Here is an 18623-nt window from a genome sequence, read left to right on the forward strand (position 1 = left end):
GAAACTAGAAACCAGGATCCCAATCAACTTCGATTGTTCGAGCAGTCAGATCAATGTTCTTGATCACCTGCTCTTCCAGGAACGGAATCAACCGCTCCTTTGCACCAAAGGCATCTTTTACATTGGCCTCAACCACCAACACATCGTTGGAGCCGGTTTCCATCAATTCGGTCACCTTGCCCAGGTCGTATCCCTTGGTGGTCACCACGGAGCAACCAATCAGGTCACGCCAGTAGAACTCACCTTCAGGCAACGCAGGCAACAGATCGGCGGGTACGCCAATCTCGACATTGGTCAATGCCAGGGCATCTTCGCGCACATCGATACCATCGAGTTTGCAGATCAGACCCTTGTTGTGACGTTTCCAGGATGAAACCCGAATTTCACGCCACGCCCCGTTCTGATTAATCAGCCAGGGGTTGTAATCGAAAATCGCTTCGGCAACATCGGTGAAGGAGTTCACTTTAAGCCAGCCCTTGATGCCATAAACGGTACCCAGGGTGCCCAGAACTACAGGTTTTTCCACCTTAACTCCTTACCGTTGGGCTGATTAAGCAGCTTTTTTAGCGTCTTTGATCAGCTTGGCAACGCGGTCAGAAACAGCGGCACCAGTAGCAACCCAATGCTCGATACGAGCCAGGTCCAGGTTCAGCTTTTCAGCTTGACCAGCAGCAACCGGGTTGAAGAAACCAACGCGCTCGATGAAGCGACCGTCACGGGCGCAACGGCTGTCAGAAACTACTACCTGGTAGAACGGACGCTTTTTCGCGCCACCACGTTGTAAACGAATGGTTACCATATCGTCCTCATTAACATCTAATGAACAAGGCCCGCAAACACGCGGACCCTAGCTTAAAATAAGCCGCGTAATTCTACTTGGATTCGTAATAATTGCAACCAAGCCAGCCATTTTTTGCGCAGAGCGGCAATGAAAAGGGGCCTGCAACTGCAGACCCCCATCAACACGCAGGCCGGATCAGAACGGGCCGCGACCGCCACCGAAACCGGGGGGCATCATGTTCTTCATCTGGCTCATCATCTTGCGCATACCGCCCTTGCCGGACATTTTCTTCATCATGCGCTGCATCTCGGTGAACTGCTTGAGCAGCTTGTTCACGTCCTGCACCTGCATGCCGGAGCCTGCGGCGATACGGCGTTTGCGGGAACCCTTGATGAGATCGGGATGGGCGCGCTCCTTCGGCGTCATGGAGCTGATGATCGCCTCCATCCGCACGGTGAGCTTGTCATCCATCTGATCTTTCACGTTATCCGGCAGACCGGACATGCCGGGCAGCTTGTCGAGCATCCCCATCATGCCGCCCATGTTGCGCATCTGGGCCAACTGCTCGCGGAAATCTTCCAGATCGAAACCCTTGCCGCTCTTGACCTTGCTAGCCAGCTTGGCCGCTTTCTCTTTATCGACGTTGCGCTCGACTTCCTCGATCAGAGAGAGCACATCGCCCATACCGAGGATACGGGAGGCAAGACGATCCGGGTGGAACGGCTCCAGCGCATCGGTTTTTTCGCCCATACCGATAAACTTGACCGGCTTGCCGGTGATGTGGCGCACCGACAGTGCAGCACCACCACGGGCATCGCCGTCCGCCTTGGTGAGGATCACACCGGTGAGCGGCAGCGCTTCGTTAAACGCCTTGGCGGTGTTGGCGGCATCCTGACCGGTCATGGCATCCACCACAAACAGGGTCTCGACCGGCTTGATGGTGGCATGCAGATCCTGGATCTCGGCCATCATCTCGCTATCAACGTGCAGACGACCGGCAGTATCGACGATCACCACGTCATAGAATTTCTTGCGCGCCTGATCGATGGCGGCGGTGGCGATATCGACCGGCTTCTGGCTGGCATCGCTTGGGAAGAAGTCGACACCGATGTCATTGGCCAAGGTTTCCAGCTGTTTGATCGCCGCCGGACGATAGACGTCGGCACTGACTACCAGCACCTTCTTCTTGCTGCGCTCTTTGAGCAGCTTGGCCAGTTTGCCAACTGTAGTGGTCTTACCGGCACCCTGCAGACCGGCCATCAGGATGATGGCGGGCGGCTGGGCAGCCAGGTTGAGCTGTTCGTTGGCCTCACCCATTACGGTGACCAGTTCACCGTGCACAATCTTGATGAATGCCTGGCCCGGGCTCAGGGATTTGGCCACTTCCTGCCCGACTGCGCGCTCTTTGACACGCGCCACGAAATCACGCACGACCGGCAGGGCGACATCCGCCTCGAGCAGCGCCATGCGGACTTCACGCAGGGTTTCCTTGATATTGTCTTCGGTCAGGCGACCACGGCCACTGACATTGCGCAAGGTGCGCGAGAGTCGTTCAGTCAAATTCTCAAACATGACGGATTCCGGTTCTTGGCGTAATAAATAGGGGGCATTATAACCCAGAGCGGGCGCGAGGACGATTATTCACCGCACCGCAGCAGCAGGGACCTTCTCCCTATATATGGGCAGATCGGCCGTTGCACAACTGGCGAGCACTTCTCGTGCAAGGTATACTGCCCCTCTTACCCTCAAAAGCTTGTGCAACAACGACCTGGTTATGATCGTAATCTCTGTTCTGGCCCTGGCGTTTTATCTGCTGGCCATCATCGCCTCCCTGCATCTGTTACTGAGCGCCAAGCCGGTGGGACAGCGCTCCCTGTTTGCCTGTATCGGATTGGCCCTGATCGCCCACGCCAGCGCCCTCGGTTCAGAGGTATTGCAGAGTTACGGCCAGAACCTGAGCATGCTCAACGTTGCCTCGCTGGTCAGCCTCATCATCAGTTGCTTCATGACCTGCGTGACCCGCCGCTTCAACGGCTGGATCCTGCTGCCGGTGGTCTACAGCTTCTCGGCCCTGTTGCTGGCTGCCAGCGCCTTGATCCCGGGTCGCTACATAACCCATCTGGAGGCCCACCCCCAGCTGTTGCTGCACATCGGCCTCGCCCTGATGGCCTACTCGGTATTGATGATCGCCTGTCTGTTTGCGCTGCAGCTCGCATGTTTGGACAAGCAGCTTAAATCTCGAAAAATCAGCAACCTGCCAGCCATGCCGCCGCTGATGACGGTGGAGAAACGACTGTTTCAGTTGATCTCTGCAGGGGTGCTGCTACTGACACTCTCCATCGCCTCCGGCCTCTTCTTCCTCGAAGATATGTTCGCCCAGGGCAAGTCTCACAAGGCAGTGCTCTCCATCCTGGCATGGTGTGTTTACGTGTTGCTGCTGTGGGGTCATCACACCTATGGCTGGCGCGGCCGCAAAGTCATCACGCTCAGTCTGATTGGCAGCTTCATCCTGACTCTTGCCTACTTTGGCAGCCGCTTCGTCAAAGAAGTGCTGTTGAGCTGACACCTATACTCTTTTAGCCATACCATCCAACAGGAGCCCTTTTTGGACAGCATCTCAACGAGTACATTACTGATTGTTCTCGTTATCTTGATCCTTCTTTCCGCCTTTTTCTCCAGTGCCGAAACCGGCCTGATGTCCATCAACCGCTACAAACTGCGGCATCTGGCACAGACCAAACACAAAGCCGCACGTCGCGTCGAGCAACTGCTCGCCCGCCCCGATCGCCTGCTGGGGCTGATCCTGATCGGCAACAATCTGGTCAATATCCTCGCCTCCGCCATCGCCACCATCGTCTGTATCCGGCTGTTTGGTGATCTCGGGGTCGCCATCGCCACCTTCGGCCTGACCCTGGTGGTACTGGTATTCGGTGAAGTGACGCCAAAGACCCTGGCAGCCATGTTCCCGGAGAAGATCGCCTATCCCGCCTCCTGGATCCTCAAGGGGCTGATGGTGCCGCTCTCACCGCTGGTCTGGCTGATCAACGGCATCACCAGCGGCCTGCTCAAGATGCTGAAGATCAACCCCAACAAGGATGACTCCCTCAACACCGAGGAGCTGCGCACCATCGTCAATGAGGCGGGTAACCTGATCCCCCAGCGTCATCAGGAGATGCTGCTGAGCATTCTGGATCTCGACAAGATGCTGGTCGAGGACATCATGGTGCCGCGCAGCGATATCTACGCCATCGACATCAACGATGACTGGAAGAGCATCCAGCGTCAGCTGGCCCACTGCGCTCACACCAAGATCCTGCTCTATCGCGACAATATCGACGACGTTGTCGGATTTTTACACGCTCGCGATGCCCTGCGGCTGGTAGCCAGGGACCAGTTCAACAAATCGAGTCTGTTGCGGGAAGTGGACGAGATCTACTTCATTCCGGAAGGAACGCCGCTCAACGTGCAGCTGGCCAAATTCCAGCGCAACAAGGAGCGAATTGGCCTGATCGTCGACGAATACGGCGACATTCAGGGGTTGATCACCCTGGACGATATTCTGGAAGAGATCGTGGGCGACTTCACCACCTCCATGACGCCTGCGCCGAGCGACGAGATCCACCCCCAGTCAGATGGTTCTTATCTGGTCGAAGGCTCAGCCAATATTCGTGAGCTGAACAAGGAGATGAACTGGCACCTGCCCATCGACGGCCCGCGTACCCTCAACGGTCTGATCCTCGAATATCTGGAAGAGATCCCCCAGCCCAACATCGGGATCCGGCTGGCCGGTTATCCTATCGAGATCCTCGATGTGGAGAACAACATGGTCAAGATGGCGCGGATTATGCCGGCATCGTACCGAGCGGAGTCGGATCCGCAAGATTGAAAAAGGGCTGCCAGTGGCAGCCCTTTTCTATTGCTTATCGTCATTGCTCATCTTCATCATCCGGCTCCAGCACCAGCGTCGGGATCAACTCGCCGAACACCCGTTGCAGCTCGTCACGGTTGGCCAGCAGGTCTTGCAGCGTATAGCTGTCCATCACCGCCAGAAACGCATCCATCGCCTCTTTTAGCGCACTCTTGAGCAAACAGACAGAGACGATGTGGCAAGCGGGCGAACCGCAGTCAATGCCGTCCAGATTGCCTTCCAGCGCCCTGATCACCTGCCCGATATTGATGGTGGCGGGATCGCAAGCCATACGAATACCGCCATTCTTGCCCCGCTGGGATTGCAGATAGCCCAGCTTCACCAGCTGATTGACCACCTTCACCATGTGGTTGCGGGAAACGCCATACAGGGCCGATACCTTGGCAACGCTCGACAACTCCCCTTCCGGCAGGGTGGCAAGATAGAGCAGGGCTCTCAATCCAAAATCTGTATAACTGGTTAGTCTCATAAAACCTGATTAGCGCGATGCGAAAAGTGGAGTATTGATTCAAATCAAATAAACATCTAGGATGCCACTTATTAAATGGCATTTTATATGTTCAATTAGAACGAGGCCCCTATGCTAGATCAAACCACCGTTGCCGTCATCAAAAGCACTATTCCGCTGCTCGAATCGGCAGGCCCTGCCCTCACCCAGCACTTCTACCAACGGATGTTCAGCCATAACCCGGAGCTGAAAGATATCTTCAACCTGGCCCATCAACGCAGTGGCGGCCAGCCGCTGGCCCTGTTCAATGCTGTCGCCGCGTATGCAAAGAATATCGACAATCTGGGAGCGCTCGCCGGTGCGGTCGAGCGGATTGCGCACAAACATACCGGATTCCTGATCCAGCCGGAACAATATCACATTGTAGGTAGTCATCTCTTGGCCACGCTCAAAGAATTGGGCGGAAGTTCGGTCACCGACGAGGTGCTGGAGGCATGGGGCAAGGCGTATGGCGTGCTGGCAGACATCTTCATCGGCCGCGAGCGAGAGATCTATCAGGAGAAGGCCAATCAGGATGGCGGCTGGCAAGGTACCCGCACCTTCATCATCAAGGAGAAGCGAGCCGAGAGCGAACTCATCACCTCCTTCCTGCTGGCGCCGGAAGATGGCAAGCCGGTACTGACCTTCAAACCGGGCCAATACCTCAGCATCAAGCTGGTTCACCCCGAGCTGGAATATCAGGAGATCCGCCAATACTCCCTCTCCGATGCCCCCAACGGGCAGGATTACCGCATTAGCGTCAAGCGTGAGCCACAGGGTCAGGTCTCCAACCTACTGCACGATCACCTGCAGGCGGGTGACAAGATCGAGGTGATGCCCCCTACCGGCGATTTCTACTTGAAAGCCGACAGCCAGACCCCGGTGGTACTGCTCTCAGCCGGTGTCGGCGTGACACCGATGATGAGCATGCTCAACCAGCTGCTGGCGAACGGCCATCAGGCTGATGTCACCTGGCTGCACGCCTGCGAACAGGGCGCTGTACACGCCTTCCGGGAGGATATTCAGCAAAAATCCCGCCAGCATCCCAACTTGCTGAGCCGGGTCTGGTATAGGGAGCCGGAAGCCAGCGATGTACAGGGTGAAGATTACGACCTGGCCGGCACCATGGATCTGACTACCGTGAAGGAGCGCATCACGCCAGAGGCCCACTACTACTTCTGTGGCCCTGTCGGCTTCATGCAGGAGATCAAGCGGCAGCTGCTGGCGGCTGGGGTGCCAGCGGGGCAGCTCCATTACGAAGTTTTTGGCCCCCACCAAGATCTCTAAGGCGCAGGCAGCCATATAACAGAGGGAGGTTCCGGCCTGTCATGGCACGGCGGCTGGAACCGGACCCACAGGTGCAGATCTGTGGGTCATTTTTTTGGATCAGTGCATCGCCTTGGCGCGGGCCACCACGTTGGCCGGCATCCGGTTGCCAAGGCGGTTGAGCAGACTCGCCGCCTTCTGGTGCTGCGCCTTGTCACCGATGACGGAACCATGGAGCCAGCGATAGGCATCCTCATAATCGAGCGGACTGCCCATCCCCTGCAGCAGCATTTCGACCCACTCGATGCGGGCCCGCAGAAAACCGAGGCTGGCCGCCTCGCGCATCAGAGTTTCGGCTCGCACCAAATCCTTCTGCACCAAAGTTCCTTTCCAGTAGTAGCGACCCAGCTGCTCCAGCGCCGGCGCCAACCCCTGATTTGCCGCCTCCCACATATATTGCACCCCGAGCTCGGCATTGGATTTGGTGCAGACACCCCACGCCAGCATATCCCCCCAGAGGAATTGATAGGCCGGGATCTTCATCACCGAGGCGCGCGCTTCGATATCCTGAGTCAGCTGACAGCGATCCTGCTTCACCTGAGTGAGGTGGTGCCCCTGCTCAATCCAGTTGAGCAGCTCGTCCTGACGATAGAGCGGCACCGCCTGCAGCTCGCCAGCGGCCAGAGGTGCGGGAGGCGCCACCACAGCGGCAGGCTCAGCCGGTTTTGGCTGCGGCGCGGCCCCCTCGCCACTGCTGGCAACGGGTGTGACCGGCTCGGCCGGAAGCAAGACGGGGGCTGCCTCAGAGGGCGCTGGCGTAGCAGCAGAGACAGGCGCCGTTGCCACCGCAGCACTGCTTGCTGTCGGTGCCGATACACTGGCTGCAGGCGCATCGCTCGATACGGCAGCCGATACCGCCTCGGCACCATAGAGGGGCGCGGTGAATGCACCGACAAGAACGAGAAGGGTAAGGGGTTTCATCATAAGGATCTCCTGCTGCACTCTGTTATCGGCACCAACCCCCATCCCCTTAGCCTGCCGGTCGGATCTCATCAATACAAAAGGGAGCCGAAGCTCCCTTGTTGGCACGGTTGACCCGCTTACTTGACGAAATCGACACCCAGCTGGATATCGGCTTTCAGGGTAGCCAGCATGCCTTCCATCGCTTCCTGCTCGAAGGCGCTCAGCTTGCCGTAATCCAGTACGGTTTCGACGCCGTTCTTGCCCAGCAGTACCGGCTGCGCGAAGAAGGTGGCGTGCTCGCCGTTGCCTTCCACGTAGGCGCACTCAACAACGTTGGCTTCGCCCTGCAGACCCTTGATGAGGGAGAGACCGAAACGGCAAGCCGCCTGACCCATGGAGAGGGTCGCAGAACCGCCACCGGCCTTGGCTTCAACCACTTCGGTACCGGCATTCTGGATGCGCTTGGTCATGGCAGCCACTTCTTCAGCAGTGAAGGAGGCGCCTTCAATCTGGGAGAGCAGCGGCAGAATGGTGACGCCACTGTGACCACCGATCACGTTGACGCGTACCTTGTCGATGTTCAACCCTTTGGCAGCGGCCACGAAGGTCTCGGCGCGGATCACGTCCAGGGTGGTGACACCGAACAGGCGACGCTTGTCATAGACACCGGCTTTCTTCAGCACTTCGGCGGCGATAGCCACAGTGGTGTTGACCGGGTTGGTGATGATGCCAATCAGTGCTTTCGGGCAAGTGGCCGCGCACTTCTCGACCAGATTCTTGACGATACCGGCGTTGATATTGAACAGGTCGGAGCGATCCATCCCCGGCTTGCGTGCCACACCGGCGGAGATCAGCACCACATCGGCCCCAACCAGCGCAGGAGTCGGATCTTCACCGCAGAAGCCCTTGATGGCGACGTCGGTAGGAATATGACTGAGGTCAACGGCCACACCCGGGGTAACCGGGGCGATGTCATACAGGCTCAGCTCGGAGCCAGCCGGCAGACGGTTTTTCAACAGCAGAGCGAGGGCTTGACCGATGCCACCAGCGGCACCCAGAACGGCAACTTTCATGATCAACTCCATGTTTAAGCGTAGGTTTAAGGTTGTTTGTTGTTGTGCGCCCAACCTTAATGGATCCCCCCATAAAAAACAATCTGATAACAGTTGCAGTCACGGGTTCTGTGAGCCACGAAACATGCGGGAGCAAAAATTGGAGGGAAATACAAAAAGTTGGAGGAGAAGCACAGTTTTTCTGCACTTCTCCCTACCATAAAGAGGTAGATCTGAGGGTCTCAGGATTGGAATGCCAGCGCCCGTTTTTCACACCAGCGAAAACCAATTGTTAACAATCCGTTCATCGCCAGATAAAGCCCACCAGCCACCCCGAACACAGCCAAGGTATCGTAGGTCTGGGCGTTCAACCCCTGCGCCAGCCCCATGATGTCCATGATGGTGATGGTACTGGCGAGGGAGCTCCCCTTGAGCACCAGAATCACCTCGTTGGAGTAGGCAGGCACCAGATGACGGGCGGCGTGGCGCACCTTCATCCACAAGGTCTGGCGGCCATTAAAACCAAGTGCACGACACGCCTCCACCTCACCAGCCGGGATGGCATCGAGCGCCCCCTTGAACAACCGAGTGGAGTAGGCCGCCGTGTTGAGACCCAGCGCCAGCACGGCGCAGAACCAGGGCTGCTTGAGCAGCGGCCAGAGCGGGCTGGCTTTCAGCCACTCGAACTGACCCGGCCCGTAGTAGATGAGGAAGATCTGGATAAGCAGCGGCGTACCGGTAAAGAGCAGCACCCACAGCTGCACCAGCTGGGTCGCCACCGGCAAGCGCAGCTCCAGCACCCAGGTCATCAGGGCTGCCAACACAATCCCCAGCAGCAGGCTGAACAGGGTCAGCTCCAGCGTGGTGACCAGACCGCCCAGCAACGTAACGAGATACTCTTGCATCAGTTAGCCTCCGTAGCGGCGGGTGTAGCGGGCTGCCAGCCCGAGGCCATATTCACTCACCAGACTGATGGCCAGATAGATGAGGGCCGCGGCGGCATACCAGGTGAAAGGCTCATAGGTACTGGCCGAGGCCATCTGGGCCTGACGCATCATCTCGTTGACCCCGATAAGCGACACCAGCGCGGTATCTTTCAGCAACACCAGCCACTGGTTGCCGAGGCCCGGCAGGGCATGACGCCACGCCTGCGGCAACACGATGCGAAAGAAGATGTGGCTCTTGCTCAACCCCAACGCCAGCGCCGCCAGCCGTTGACCTGAAGGCACCGTATTGAGCGCCGCCCGCAGGGTCTGGGTCGCATAGCTGGCGAACAGCAGGGAGAGCGCCAGCACGCCACAGGCAAACGGGCTGAACTCCACATACTCGCCAGTGAGGAGGAACAACACCTGGGTCGAGCCGAAGTAGATGAACAGCACCACCAGCAACTCGGGCAGGCCACGGATCAGCGTGGTCAGGGTGGCCACCGGCCACACCAATGCACGCTGCTTGCTGAGCTCGGCGGCACTGAACGCCAGTGCCAATACCATGCCCCCGACCAGTGATGCCAGGGCCAGCCCGAGGGTCATCCAGGCTGCATCCAACAACAGGCTCAACATGGCTTACTGCGCGAAGTATTTGTCGAAGATTTTCTGATAGGTGCCGTTGGCCTTGATCTCGGCCAGCCCCTTGTTCAGCTGGGTCAGCAGCTCCTGATTGCCCTTGGCGACCGCGATGCCAAAGCCGGTACCGAAGTACTTGGCATCCGTCACCGGCGCACCCACCACCGCATACTCCTTGTGCTGCTTCAGCCAGTCGGCAGCAACGGCGGTATCGGCAAAGACACCGTCGGTACGGCCATTCATCATGTCGAGGAAGGCGCTCTGGTAGCTGGCGTACGGCACGGTCAGCAGGCCCTTGCTCACCCAGTTATCCACCAGATAGGACTGGTGAGAGGTACCGTTCTGCACACCGACTGTCTTGTCGACCATCTCTTCCGGCCCCTTGAAGGCCCCTTTCTTGGCGACGAATACTGCCGAGTTCTCGTAATAGATGTCAGAGAAATCGACCTGAGCGGAGCGCTCCGGGGTAACGTCCATGGCGGCGATGGCGGCATCGTAGCGACGGAATTTCAGGCTGGGGATCAGGCTGTCAAAGGCCTGGTTGTGGAAGCTGCACTCCAGCTTGGCCTGCTCGCAGATGGCGCGCGCCAGATCGATGTCAAAACCCTGAAACTCGTTCTTGTCATTCAGGTATTCGAACGGTGCGTAGGTGGCCTCGGTGGCGAACTTGATCTCTTTGGCCATGACGGAGGTACTCAACAGGCCCATGGCAGCAACCAACAACAGACTCTTTTTCATGACAGCTTCCTTATCGATTCAATATCAATGCATCAAGAATTCGGCAAACCGGCTGGTTTGCGGGGATTGGAAAATGGCAGCGGTGCCGGATTCGATGATCCGCCCCTTCTCCAGATAAATCACCTGGCTGGCCACCTTGCGGGCAAAGTCGACCTCGTGGGTCACCACCACCTGGGTAATGCCGGTCTGGCTCAGGTTGCGGATGATCTCGGCCACCTCCTTGGTGATCTCGGGATCGAGGGCAGCTGTCGGCTCGTCAAACAGCAGCACTTCCGGGTCCATCATCAGGGTACGGGCAATGGCCACCCGCTGCTGCTGGCCGCCGGAGAGACGGGCAGGCCAGGCATCGCGCTTGTCGGCCAGTTGCAGCTGGGCCAGCAGATAGGCCCCCTTCTCGATGGCGGCCTCCTTGCTCATGCCGAGCACCTTGACCGGCGCTTCAATCAGATTCTCCATCACAGTGAGATGTGGCCAGAGATTGTACTGCTGGAACACCATGCCCACCTTGCGACGCAGCAGTTGGGACTGGCGGTTGAATTCGGCAGCAGAGAGGGAGTTCGGGAAAGAAAATTCACTTTCACCAATCCGCAGAACACCCGCATCCGGGGTATCCAGCAGGTTCATCATCCGTAGCAGGGAACTCTTGCCAGCACCGCTCGGGCCCAGCAACACCAAGGTTTCACCGGGAGATGTCCGAAAGCTGACCTGTTGCAGAACCGGCACCTTGTGCCAGGACTTCTCGATACCTATTAATTCAATACCCATACAGCCCAATTGAATAAGTTTTCAAAATTTCATCCCAATTCTATCCCTAATAAAGGTTGATGCAAGCCATTTTTGAATCAATATGCAGAACAAGCGCCGCTTCCTTGCAAAAAACGGCATATGAATGCAAAATGGCCCCGCTGTTCGTATCTGCCGCCTGTATCGCACAGGCCGCCACACCTCCTCATTCGTGAGACCAAGATGAAACACAACGACAAGCAAGAAAAACTGGCCAAGGCCTTTAAAGCCTTGCTGAAAGAAGAGCGCTTTGGCTCCCAGGCAGAAATCGTCACCGCCCTGCAAGAGCTGGGCTTCGAGAACATCAACCAGTCCAAGGTATCGCGCATGCTGAGCCGCTTCGGCGCCGTTCGCACTCGCAATGCCAAGATGGAGATGGTCTACTGCCTGCCGGTGGAACTGGGCGTGCCCACCACCTCCAGCCCGCTCAAGAATCTGGTACTGGACGTCGATCACAACGGCGCACTGGTGGTGATCCACACCAGCCCGGGCGCAGCCCAGCTGATCGCCCGCCTGCTCGACTCCCTCGGCAAGGCAGAGGGGATCCTCGGCACCATCGCCGGTGATGACACCATCTTCATCACCCCGACCAGCGATACCGATATCGAAGAGCTCTACCTCTCCGCCCTCGAGCTGTTCGAACAGACGCCGTAATGGCCGCTACCGCGTCATCGCGGTCACGCCAGAACGAAAAATCCCGGCCAAGGCCGGGATTTTTGTTTTCTGCAGCTTCGTTAGGCGGGCTTATTTGCCCTGCGCCATCAGAAAACCCTCCGATGGGGCGAAGAAAGCGGCGCCGGTCACCGCCTTGGTGAAGCGCAGCAGGTGGTCGAAGTGGCTGCCCTCCCCCTTGTACATGCTGGCCAACATGGCGTTGAAGTGCTGCGGAGTGCGGCAGCAGGAGATGAAGTAGAGCCCCTGCTCGGTCATGGTGCCCCAGGGCATGCTCTGGCGCAGGATCTCCATGGACTCCCCTTTCGGCGTCTTGAGGTTGACCCGCTTGATGTGGGCGGTCAACGGCTTGGCGGCAGACTCATACTCGATGTTGTCGGGCTTGGTGCGACCGATAATGTCTTCCTGCTCTTTTTGCGCCAGCTTCTCCCAGTCGCTCATGGCGTGGACCCAGCGCTGGACATGAATGTAGGAACCACCGGCAAACTCGCCATCGGCCAGCAGCGCCACTTCGGCACGGTGTTCATCCTGCGGGTTCTCGGTGCCATCAACGAAACCGGTCAGGTCACGGAAATCCAGGTTGCGGAAACCGCGCACCTCTTCGGCCAGCTCGACCAGCCCGGCCAGCAGCGCCATCACGCGGTGACCGGCGTGGTGCAGCACATCCACCCGATCGGCACGCAGCTGAATAAAGAGATCAAACGGGGTGTTGGGGGCTTCCTGACCGTTGGCGGATTGCGCCATAAAGCTGCGGAACTGGGGCGGACGGGCGGCAGGGTAGAGACCATCCCAGGCATCGGCGCCAACGGCAACCAGACCGCTGAAACCGGCCTCGGGGAAATCGGCGGCGACCGCCTGCCACAGGGCGGGCAGTTTGGCCAGACGGCCGACCAGTTCGGCGGCATCGCCGGTACGATTGAACATCAGATAGAGGGCGTGCAGATTCGGCTCTGCGCAGATCCCAGCTTGGGCTTTCATATATCTCTCCCCTGAATAGGCGTTAGCGTTACGGGCTATTTGCGTTGCGCGATTATAAACCAGAGTGGATCCAGTTCTTTGATTTCACGACGATATCACGCGTTCAGGTCAAAGGGTCAAACAACACCAGCCCATGGGGGGCGACCTTGATCCGTGCCCTCATCCCATCAAGGGGCTCGCCAATGCTCGCCTCCAGCTGCAGATCGCCACACTCGAACAGCACCCGGCAGTGGTGGCCGAGGAACTGCTGCTCCACCACCTTGAGCTCCCCATCTGCGGCGCTCTCCAGCAGCAGTTGCTGGGGTCTGAGCATCAGCTGCAACTGCTCGCCCACCACCCGGCCATGGGGCTCGCTGCCACAGATGACCCCGAGCGCCGTCTGCACGCAGTGGCTGTCCACCACCTCGGCAGCCAGATAGTTGACCCCGCCGAGAAACTCCGCCACGAAGCGGTTTTGCGGGCGGCGATAGAGCTGCTCAGGCTGGCCCACCTGCTCGATGTGACCGGCGCGAAACAGCGCCAGCCGATCGGCGAAGGCGAACGCCTCCTCCTTGCTGTGGCTGACGAAGATGGCGCCGATCCCCTGCTGCTTGAGCAGGGCGCGGATCTCGAGGATCAACTTCATCCGCACCTGGGTATCGATGTTGGAGAAGGGCTCATCCAGCAGCATCAGCCGTGGCTTGCACACCAGCGCCCGGGCGATGGCTACCCGCTGCTGCTGGCCGCCGGAGAGCTGGTGAGGATAACGACCCCAGCCCCTGCAGATTGACCAGCGCAAGCGCTTCGTCCACCTGCTGCTGGCGGGCACTGCGGTCGAGTTTGGTCAGCCCGAAACCGACGTTGTCGGCCACCGTCAGGTGGGGAAAGAGGGCGTAATCCTGAAAGATCATGCCGATGTTGCGCGCCTCGGGCGGCACGCTGGCACCCGGCCCGTCGAGCAGGGTATCGCCGAGGCGAATAGAGCCCTCTGCCAACGGCAGCAGCCCTGCGATGGCCTTGAGCAACGTGGTTTTGCCGCAGCCACTGGCTCCCAGCAGGCAGACGATCTCGTTGTCTGCCACCGTCAGGGAGAGCTGCTCCAGCACATTGCGACCGTTGTAACGGCAGCTGACATTTTCAACCTGCAAACAGGACAAGGCTGACTTCCTCTCGTTTCTGGCGGCGCGCAGCCTTTTGGTTCAGCGCACCGCATGCAATTTCATTGACCGACGTGGCGACTCAGTGACCCGGACTGTCCAGACTGCGGTTGACCCAGATCAGCGGCAACAGCCCCACCAGCACGATGACGATAGCCCCCAGCGCGCCGCGCTCCAGCATCTCGTCCGAGACAAACTGATAGACGTGGGTCGCCAGAGTATCGAAGTTGAAGGGCCGCAGCAGCAGGGCGGCGGGCAGCTCCTTCATGGATTCGATGAACACCAGCATGGCACCGGCAAACAGACCGCGGCGCACCAGCGGCAGATGGACCCGGCGCAGCATGCCGCCATCCCCCTGCCCCAGGGAGCGGGCAGCCATATCGAGGCTGGGGGAGATCTTGCCCATGCTGCTCTCCACCGAGCCGATGGCGATGGCCACGAAGCGCACCAGATAACCGAACACGATGGCGGTGATGGTGCCGGTCAGCAACAAGCCTGGGCCCTGACGCCCGAGCCACTCGGCCAGATCGTTGATAGCAAAATCGAGAGCGGTGAGCGGCACCAGCACCCCGATGGCGAGCACGGTACCCGGCATGGCGTAGCCCATGGCGGCGATGCGCAGAGGCAGCAGACTCTTTATCCCGCCATCGAGACGGCGGAAGAAGCCAAGCAGCAGGGCAATCCCCATCGCCAGCAGAGCGGTCAGCGCCGAGATAGCTAAGCTGTTGCCGGCGAAGCGGACAAACTCCGGCGTCCACGACAACTCGAAGTAGCGCACCCCGTAATCGAGCAGGATGACGAATGGCAGGCCAAAACCGGCCAGCACCAGCCCCCAGCACCAGAGACAGGCCAACCAACGGCCAATCCCCTTGAGCGGATAGCGCAGCGGCTGCTCATGGCCCATGGACTTCTGGAACACCTGCTGCCGACTGCGCGAGCGGCGCTCCAGCGCGATCAGCAGCACCACAGCCAGCAGCATCAGGCAGGAGAGTTTGGCCGCGGTGGCCAGACTGCCATAGCCAAGCCAGGTGTCGTAGACCGCCGTGGTCAGGGTGTTGATGGCAAAGAAGTGGACGGTGGCGAAATCGGCCAGCGTCTCCATGGCCACCAACGATACCGCCACCATGATGGCGGGGCGCGCCAGCGGCAGACTGAGACGACGAAAGCTCTGCCACGGGGTACAGCCGAGCAGGCGGCTGGAGTGGATCAGGCTGACTGACTGCTCGAGAAAAGAGGCGCGGGTCAGCAGATAGACATAGGGGAACAGCACCAGCGCCAGCACCCAGGCAGCGCCGCCAAGGGAGCGAATGGCCGGAAACCAGTAATCGGCAGGACTGTTCCAGCCAAAGAGCGCTCGCAACCCGGCTTGTAACGGGCCCGAGTAGTCGAGCAGGTCGGTATAGACGTAGGCGACGATATAGGAAGGCATGGCCATCGGCAGCATCAAGGCCCACTGCAGGGCACGGCGCCCCGGCACCTGACACATGGCCACCAGCCAGGCGGTGGGTACACCAAACAGCAGGCTGAGCAGTACCACACCGACCACCAGCCCCAGGGTATTGCCCAGATAATCGAGCAGCACGGTATCGGCGAGGTGGCGAAACAGCTCCCCCTCAGCCGAAAAGGCAGAGAAAAGCAGGGCTATAACCGGTAAACCCAGCAGTAGGGCGGTGGCCCAGCTGCCGGTAATCCATCCAAAATTTTTCATGAGACCACAGATGTTGATGGGGCCGTTGGCCCCATCTGATTACAAGTCGAACTTCACCTCATCCAGCAACTGCAAGGCGTCCTTGCGGTGCTTGGCGTAATCGCTGACCGGTAGTGCGTCAGACTTGAAACTGCCCCAGGACTTGACCATGGCGGAAGGCTCGACTCCGGCCTTGACCGGATATTCGGCGTTCACGTCCGCATACATGTGCTGGGCGGTGTCGCCAGCCAGAAACTCCATCAGCTTCTGAGCCTCGGCCTTGTTCTTGGCGTACTTGGTCATGGCCACGCCACTCACGTTGACGTGGGCACCGCGGTCGGCCTGATTCGGGAAGTTGATATAGACCGCATCCGCCCAGGATTTCTGCGCCGGATCTTTCAACATGGCGCCCAGATAGTAGCTGTTGCCGAGCGACACGTCACAGATACCATCCTTGATCGCCTTTACCTGATCCCGGTCGTTACCCTGCGGTTTGCGCGCCAGATTGGCCTTGATCCCTTCCAGCCAGGTTTTGGTCTCGACCATGCCGTGATGGGCAATCATGGAGGAGACCAGCGCCACATTGTACTCATGCTTGCCGCTGCGGGTGCAGATTTTCCCTTTGAATTCCGGTTTGGCCAGATCTTCGTAGCTGATGGTGTCGAGCTTGCCGAGGCGCTCCTTGCTGGAGTAGATGGCGCGAACCCGGGTGGTCAGCGCGAACCAGCGATTCTCCGGATCACGATAGATAGCGGGGATGTTCTCCTGCAGGATCTTGCTATCCACCGGCTGTACCAGCCCCTTGTCCACCAGATCGGTCAGACGGCTGATATCAACGGTCAGCATCAGGTCGGCCGGAGAGAGCTTGCCTTCCCGCTCCAGACGCTCGTTCAATCCCTCTTTGGCGAACACCACGTTCACCTTGATGCCAGATTCCTTCTCGAACTGCTGGATGATGGGCTTGATCAGCTCATCCTGCCGGTTGGAGTAGACATTCACTTCCCCGGCCGCCAATGCCGACTGAGCTGCCAACGCAGAGAAAGCCAGTGCCAACATCTTCATTTTCATCATCCATTCCTTGATTAGCTATACAGAGTGATAACGATTTCCGTTTGCATTCTGCATACATCTTATAAGCGGATCAAGAAAGCTCGTCGTCGCCACATCACATATTTAATCCGAATAGATTCAAAAAAATCTCGCCTCAGTGACAAGAGATTCAAAAGAAGCATGGCAGCCTCAGTGGCGTCTCTCGTTACATCCTCCATATCTATTCGCTGGCGATCTCGATGGTCACATGCACCAGCTCTTCATGGATCGCCAGCCGCTCGCGGATCTGCTGCGCCGGTAGCGGATTGACCATCAGCAGAGAGAGCACGCAAGCATACTGCTGCTGCCCTACCCGCCAGACATGCAGATCGCGAATATCAGTGCCCGGCAGTTCGGCAATCACCTCGCGGATCTCCGCCACCAGCGGGGTATCCATCTCGGCATCCAGCAGCACCCGACCAGAGTCGCGTAACAGACCCCAGGCCCACACCGCGACCAGCCCGGCACCCACTATGCCCATCAGCGGATCCAGCCAGTCGGCCCCCCACAACATACCCCCAGTCAGCGCCAGAATCGCCAGCACGGAAGTGGCCGCATCCGCCAGCACGTGGATATAGGCGGCGCGCAGGTTGAGATCCTGATGGCCGTGGTGATCGTCATGGTCATGATGATGATCGTGGTCGTGATGCTCATGATGGTGGTCATGCCCATGGTGATGGTGGCCGTGATCATCCTTGAGCAGCCAGGCACAGGCGAGGTTTACCAGCAGCCCCACCAGCGCGATAGCGATCGCCTGTTGATAGTGGATCGGGCTGGGATCCAGCAGCCGGAACACCGACTCGAACAGCATCAGCCCAGCCACTCCCACCAGCAACAGGGCACTGGTGAAGCCACCCAGCACCTCGATCTTCCAGGTGCCGAAACTGAATCTGTGGTCGCGGGCGAAGTGGCGGGCGGCGCGATAGGCCAGCACCGAGAGGCCGAGCGCCAGCGCGTGGGAGCTCATGTGCCAGCCATCGGCCAGCAGCGCCATGGAGTTGTAGAACCAGCCGCCGCCAATCTCCGCCACCATCATGATGACGGTCAACAATACGGCCCAGCGGGTCTTCTGTTCGGCCAGCGGATTGCCCTCGTGGATGACGGGTTGATGGCAGTGGGATTGAGCGAGGGATGACATGGATTTCTCCTGAGAGCGATGATGCAATATACTATACCCCAGTATAGTTTTGTTGATCGAGAGGATCCGTCATGTCCCACACCATTCACGACAAAAAGAAGTTGCTGGCACGGGTGCGCCGCATCAAGGGACAGGCCGGTGCGCTGGAGAGCGCGCTGGAACAGGAGAGCGACTGCGCCGCCATTTTGCAGCAGATTGCCGCCATCCGCGGCGCCGTCAACGGCCTGATGCTGGAGGTACTGGAAGGGCATATGCGCGAGCATCTCGGCGCCCCCGATGCCACCCCTGCCGAGCGGCTGGAGGATCTGGATCAGGTGGTCAGCGTCCTGCGATCCTATTTGAAGTAAGCAGGATCGCGGCACC

General features: G+C 58.9%; 19 protein-coding genes and 1 pseudogene. 5 read left to right on the forward strand and 15 right to left on the reverse strand.

The genetic code is table 11. The features are described from left to right. Positions 1-4: 4 nt before the first annotated feature. The 3 genes from rimM to ffh form a co-directional block, all read right to left on the reverse strand. On the reverse strand, positions 5-526 hold the full coding sequence (gene rimM / locus ACTG2U_RS10245) for a ribosome maturation factor RimM (protein ID WP_005340394.1): 522 nt from the start codon (positions 524-526) through the stop codon (positions 5-7). A gap of 24 nt (positions 527-550) precedes the next feature. After that, the gene (rpsP, locus tag ACTG2U_RS10250) at positions 551-799 is read right to left on the reverse strand and encodes a 30S ribosomal protein S16 (protein ID WP_005340392.1); all 249 of its coding nucleotides are present in this window, start codon (positions 797-799) and stop codon (positions 551-553) included. A gap of 177 nt (positions 800-976) precedes the next feature. After that, on the reverse strand, positions 977-2353 hold the full coding sequence (gene ffh, locus ACTG2U_RS10255; RefSeq protein ID WP_005357987.1) for a signal recognition particle protein: 1377 nt from the start codon (positions 2351-2353) through the stop codon (positions 977-979). 202 nt (positions 2354-2555) lie between these two features. On the opposite strand from ffh, the gene ACTG2U_RS10260 reads away from it, so the two are divergent. Next, a complete protein-coding gene (locus ACTG2U_RS10260) occupies positions 2556-3344 on the forward strand; it encodes a cytochrome C assembly family protein (protein ID WP_005340390.1) in 789 nt (262 codons plus the stop codon). Between the two features lie 42 nt (positions 3345-3386). Next, the gene (locus tag ACTG2U_RS10265; protein ID WP_139441869.1) at positions 3387-4667 is read left to right on the forward strand and encodes an HlyC/CorC family transporter; all 1281 of its coding nucleotides are present in this window, start codon (positions 3387-3389) and stop codon (positions 4665-4667) included. A 40-nt stretch (positions 4668-4707) separates the two neighbouring features. Here the strand turns inward: ACTG2U_RS10265 and ACTG2U_RS10270 are convergent, their stop codons facing one another. Further along, positions 4708-5178 carry an Rrf2 family transcriptional regulator gene (locus ACTG2U_RS10270; RefSeq protein ID WP_005340388.1) on the reverse strand — a complete coding sequence of 157 codons (471 nt, stop codon included), beginning with the start codon at positions 5176-5178 and terminating at the stop codon, positions 4708-4710. Between the two features lie 111 nt (positions 5179-5289). Here ACTG2U_RS10270 and hmpA point away from each other — a divergent pair, with 111 nt between their 5' ends. Next, a complete protein-coding gene (gene hmpA / locus ACTG2U_RS10275) occupies positions 5290-6483 on the forward strand; it encodes an NO-inducible flavohemoprotein (RefSeq protein WP_439974437.1) in 1194 nt (397 codons plus the stop codon). Between the two features lie 99 nt (positions 6484-6582). Here hmpA and ACTG2U_RS10280 read toward each other — a convergent pair whose 3' ends face one another. The 6 genes from ACTG2U_RS10280 to ACTG2U_RS10305 form a co-directional block, all read right to left on the reverse strand. Continuing rightward, entirely contained in the window at positions 6583-7167 is a 585-nt protein-coding gene (locus ACTG2U_RS10280; RefSeq protein WP_167570879.1) for a sel1 repeat family protein, read from the reverse strand. Between the two features lie 395 nt (positions 7168-7562). Beyond that, entirely contained in the window at positions 7563-8498 is a 936-nt protein-coding gene (mdh, locus tag ACTG2U_RS10285; protein ID WP_005340384.1) for a malate dehydrogenase, read from the reverse strand. 221 nt (positions 8499-8719) lie between these two features. Then, positions 8720-9382 carry an arginine ABC transporter permease ArtM gene (gene artM / locus ACTG2U_RS10290; RefSeq protein ID WP_005348902.1) on the reverse strand — a complete coding sequence of 221 codons (663 nt, stop codon included), beginning with the start codon at positions 9380-9382 and terminating at the stop codon, positions 8720-8722. A gap of 3 nt (positions 9383-9385) precedes the next feature. After that, the gene (gene artQ / locus ACTG2U_RS10295; protein WP_439974438.1) at positions 9386-10036 is read right to left on the reverse strand and encodes an arginine ABC transporter permease ArtQ; all 651 of its coding nucleotides are present in this window, start codon (positions 10034-10036) and stop codon (positions 9386-9388) included. Positions 10037-10039: 3 nt separating this feature from the next. After that, a complete protein-coding gene (locus tag ACTG2U_RS10300; RefSeq protein ID WP_439974439.1) occupies positions 10040-10777 on the reverse strand; it encodes a transporter substrate-binding domain-containing protein in 738 nt (245 codons plus the stop codon). Positions 10778-10801: 24 nt separating this feature from the next. Next, positions 10802-11542, reverse strand: coding sequence for an ATP-binding cassette domain-containing protein (locus ACTG2U_RS10305; protein WP_005357971.1), 741 nt, complete (start codon positions 11540-11542; stop codon positions 10802-10804). A 201-nt stretch (positions 11543-11743) separates the two neighbouring features. On the opposite strand from ACTG2U_RS10305, the gene argR reads away from it, so the two are divergent. Continuing rightward, positions 11744-12214 carry a transcriptional regulator ArgR gene (argR, locus tag ACTG2U_RS10310; RefSeq protein WP_005340378.1) on the forward strand — a complete coding sequence of 157 codons (471 nt, stop codon included), beginning with the start codon at positions 11744-11746 and terminating at the stop codon, positions 12212-12214. A gap of 90 nt (positions 12215-12304) precedes the next feature. Here the strand turns inward: argR and ACTG2U_RS10315 are convergent, their stop codons facing one another. The 5 genes and pseudogenes from ACTG2U_RS10315 to dmeF all read right to left on the reverse strand — a co-directional run bounded on the left by ACTG2U_RS10315 (position 12305) and on the right by dmeF (position 18260). Continuing rightward, positions 12305-13210, reverse strand: a complete 906-nt coding sequence (locus tag ACTG2U_RS10315) for a Dyp-type peroxidase (RefSeq protein ID WP_335812284.1) — start codon at positions 13208-13210, stop codon at positions 12305-12307. 103 nt (positions 13211-13313) lie between these two features. After that, positions 13314-14346 (reverse strand): annotated as a pseudogene (locus tag ACTG2U_RS10320) (ABC transporter ATP-binding protein). 82 nt (positions 14347-14428) lie between these two features. Further along, complete coding sequence (locus tag ACTG2U_RS10325; RefSeq protein ID WP_439974440.1) at positions 14429-16054, reverse strand: ABC transporter permease; 1626 nt, start codon at positions 16052-16054, stop codon at positions 14429-14431. A 39-nt stretch (positions 16055-16093) separates the two neighbouring features. Next, positions 16094-17101, reverse strand: coding sequence for a Fe(3+) ABC transporter substrate-binding protein (locus ACTG2U_RS10330; RefSeq protein ID WP_429011836.1), 1008 nt, complete (start codon positions 17099-17101; stop codon positions 16094-16096). Positions 17102-17303: 202 nt separating this feature from the next. Continuing rightward, positions 17304-18260, reverse strand: coding sequence for a CDF family Co(II)/Ni(II) efflux transporter DmeF (gene dmeF / locus ACTG2U_RS10335; RefSeq protein WP_429187598.1), 957 nt, complete (start codon positions 18258-18260; stop codon positions 17304-17306). Between the two features lie 71 nt (positions 18261-18331). Here dmeF and ACTG2U_RS10340 point away from each other — a divergent pair, with 71 nt between their 5' ends. Then, on the forward strand, positions 18332-18607 hold the full coding sequence (locus ACTG2U_RS10340) for a metal/formaldehyde-sensitive transcriptional repressor (RefSeq protein ID WP_058058594.1): 276 nt from the start codon (positions 18332-18334) through the stop codon (positions 18605-18607). Positions 18608-18623 lie beyond the last annotated feature (16 nt).

This window comes from Aeromonas sp. 95A (assembly GCF_051919235.1).
In the GTDB taxonomy this organism is placed as follows: Bacteria; Pseudomonadota; Gammaproteobacteria; order Enterobacterales; family Aeromonadaceae; genus Aeromonas; species Aeromonas veronii.

Coding starts and splice junctions, on each gene's coding strand:
- rpsP (WP_005340392.1), bottom strand. CDS start 799: ATGGTAACCATTCGTTTACAACGTGGTGGCGCGAAAAAGCGTCCGTTC.
- ACTG2U_RS10260 (WP_005340390.1), top strand. CDS start 2,556: ATGATCGTAATCTCTGTTCTGGCCCTGGCGTTTTATCTGCTGGCCATC.
- ACTG2U_RS10325 (WP_439974440.1), bottom strand. CDS start 16,054: ATGAAAAATTTTGGATGGATTACCGGCAGCTGGGCCACCGCCCTACTG.
- argR (WP_005340378.1), top strand. CDS start 11,744: ATGAAACACAACGACAAGCAAGAAAAACTGGCCAAGGCCTTTAAAGCC.
- ACTG2U_RS10270 (WP_005340388.1), bottom strand. CDS start 5,178: ATGAGACTAACCAGTTATACAGATTTTGGATTGAGAGCCCTGCTCTAT.
- ACTG2U_RS10300 (WP_439974439.1), bottom strand. CDS start 10,777: ATGAAAAAGAGTCTGTTGTTGGTTGCTGCCATGGGCCTGTTGAGTACC.
- ffh (WP_005357987.1), bottom strand. CDS start 2,353: ATGTTTGAGAATTTGACTGAACGACTCTCGCGCACCTTGCGCAATGTC.
- mdh (WP_005340384.1), bottom strand. CDS start 8,498: ATGAAAGTTGCCGTTCTGGGTGCCGCTGGTGGCATCGGTCAAGCCCTC.
- dmeF (WP_429187598.1), bottom strand. CDS start 18,260: ATGTCATCCCTCGCTCAATCCCACTGCCATCAACCCGTCATCCACGAG.
- ACTG2U_RS10305 (WP_005357971.1), bottom strand. CDS start 11,542: ATGGGTATTGAATTAATAGGTATCGAGAAGTCCTGGCACAAGGTGCCG.
- hmpA (WP_439974437.1), top strand. CDS start 5,290: ATGCTAGATCAAACCACCGTTGCCGTCATCAAAAGCACTATTCCGCTG.
- artQ (WP_439974438.1), bottom strand. CDS start 10,036: ATGTTGAGCCTGTTGTTGGATGCAGCCTGGATGACCCTCGGGCTGGCC.
- ACTG2U_RS10315 (WP_335812284.1), bottom strand. CDS start 13,210: ATGAAAGCCCAAGCTGGGATCTGCGCAGAGCCGAATCTGCACGCCCTC.
- artM (WP_005348902.1), bottom strand. CDS start 9,382: ATGCAAGAGTATCTCGTTACGTTGCTGGGCGGTCTGGTCACCACGCTG.
- ACTG2U_RS10330 (WP_429011836.1), bottom strand. CDS start 17,101: ATGAAAATGAAGATGTTGGCACTGGCTTTCTCTGCGTTGGCAGCTCAG.
- ACTG2U_RS10340 (WP_058058594.1), top strand. CDS start 18,332: ATGTCCCACACCATTCACGACAAAAAGAAGTTGCTGGCACGGGTGCGC.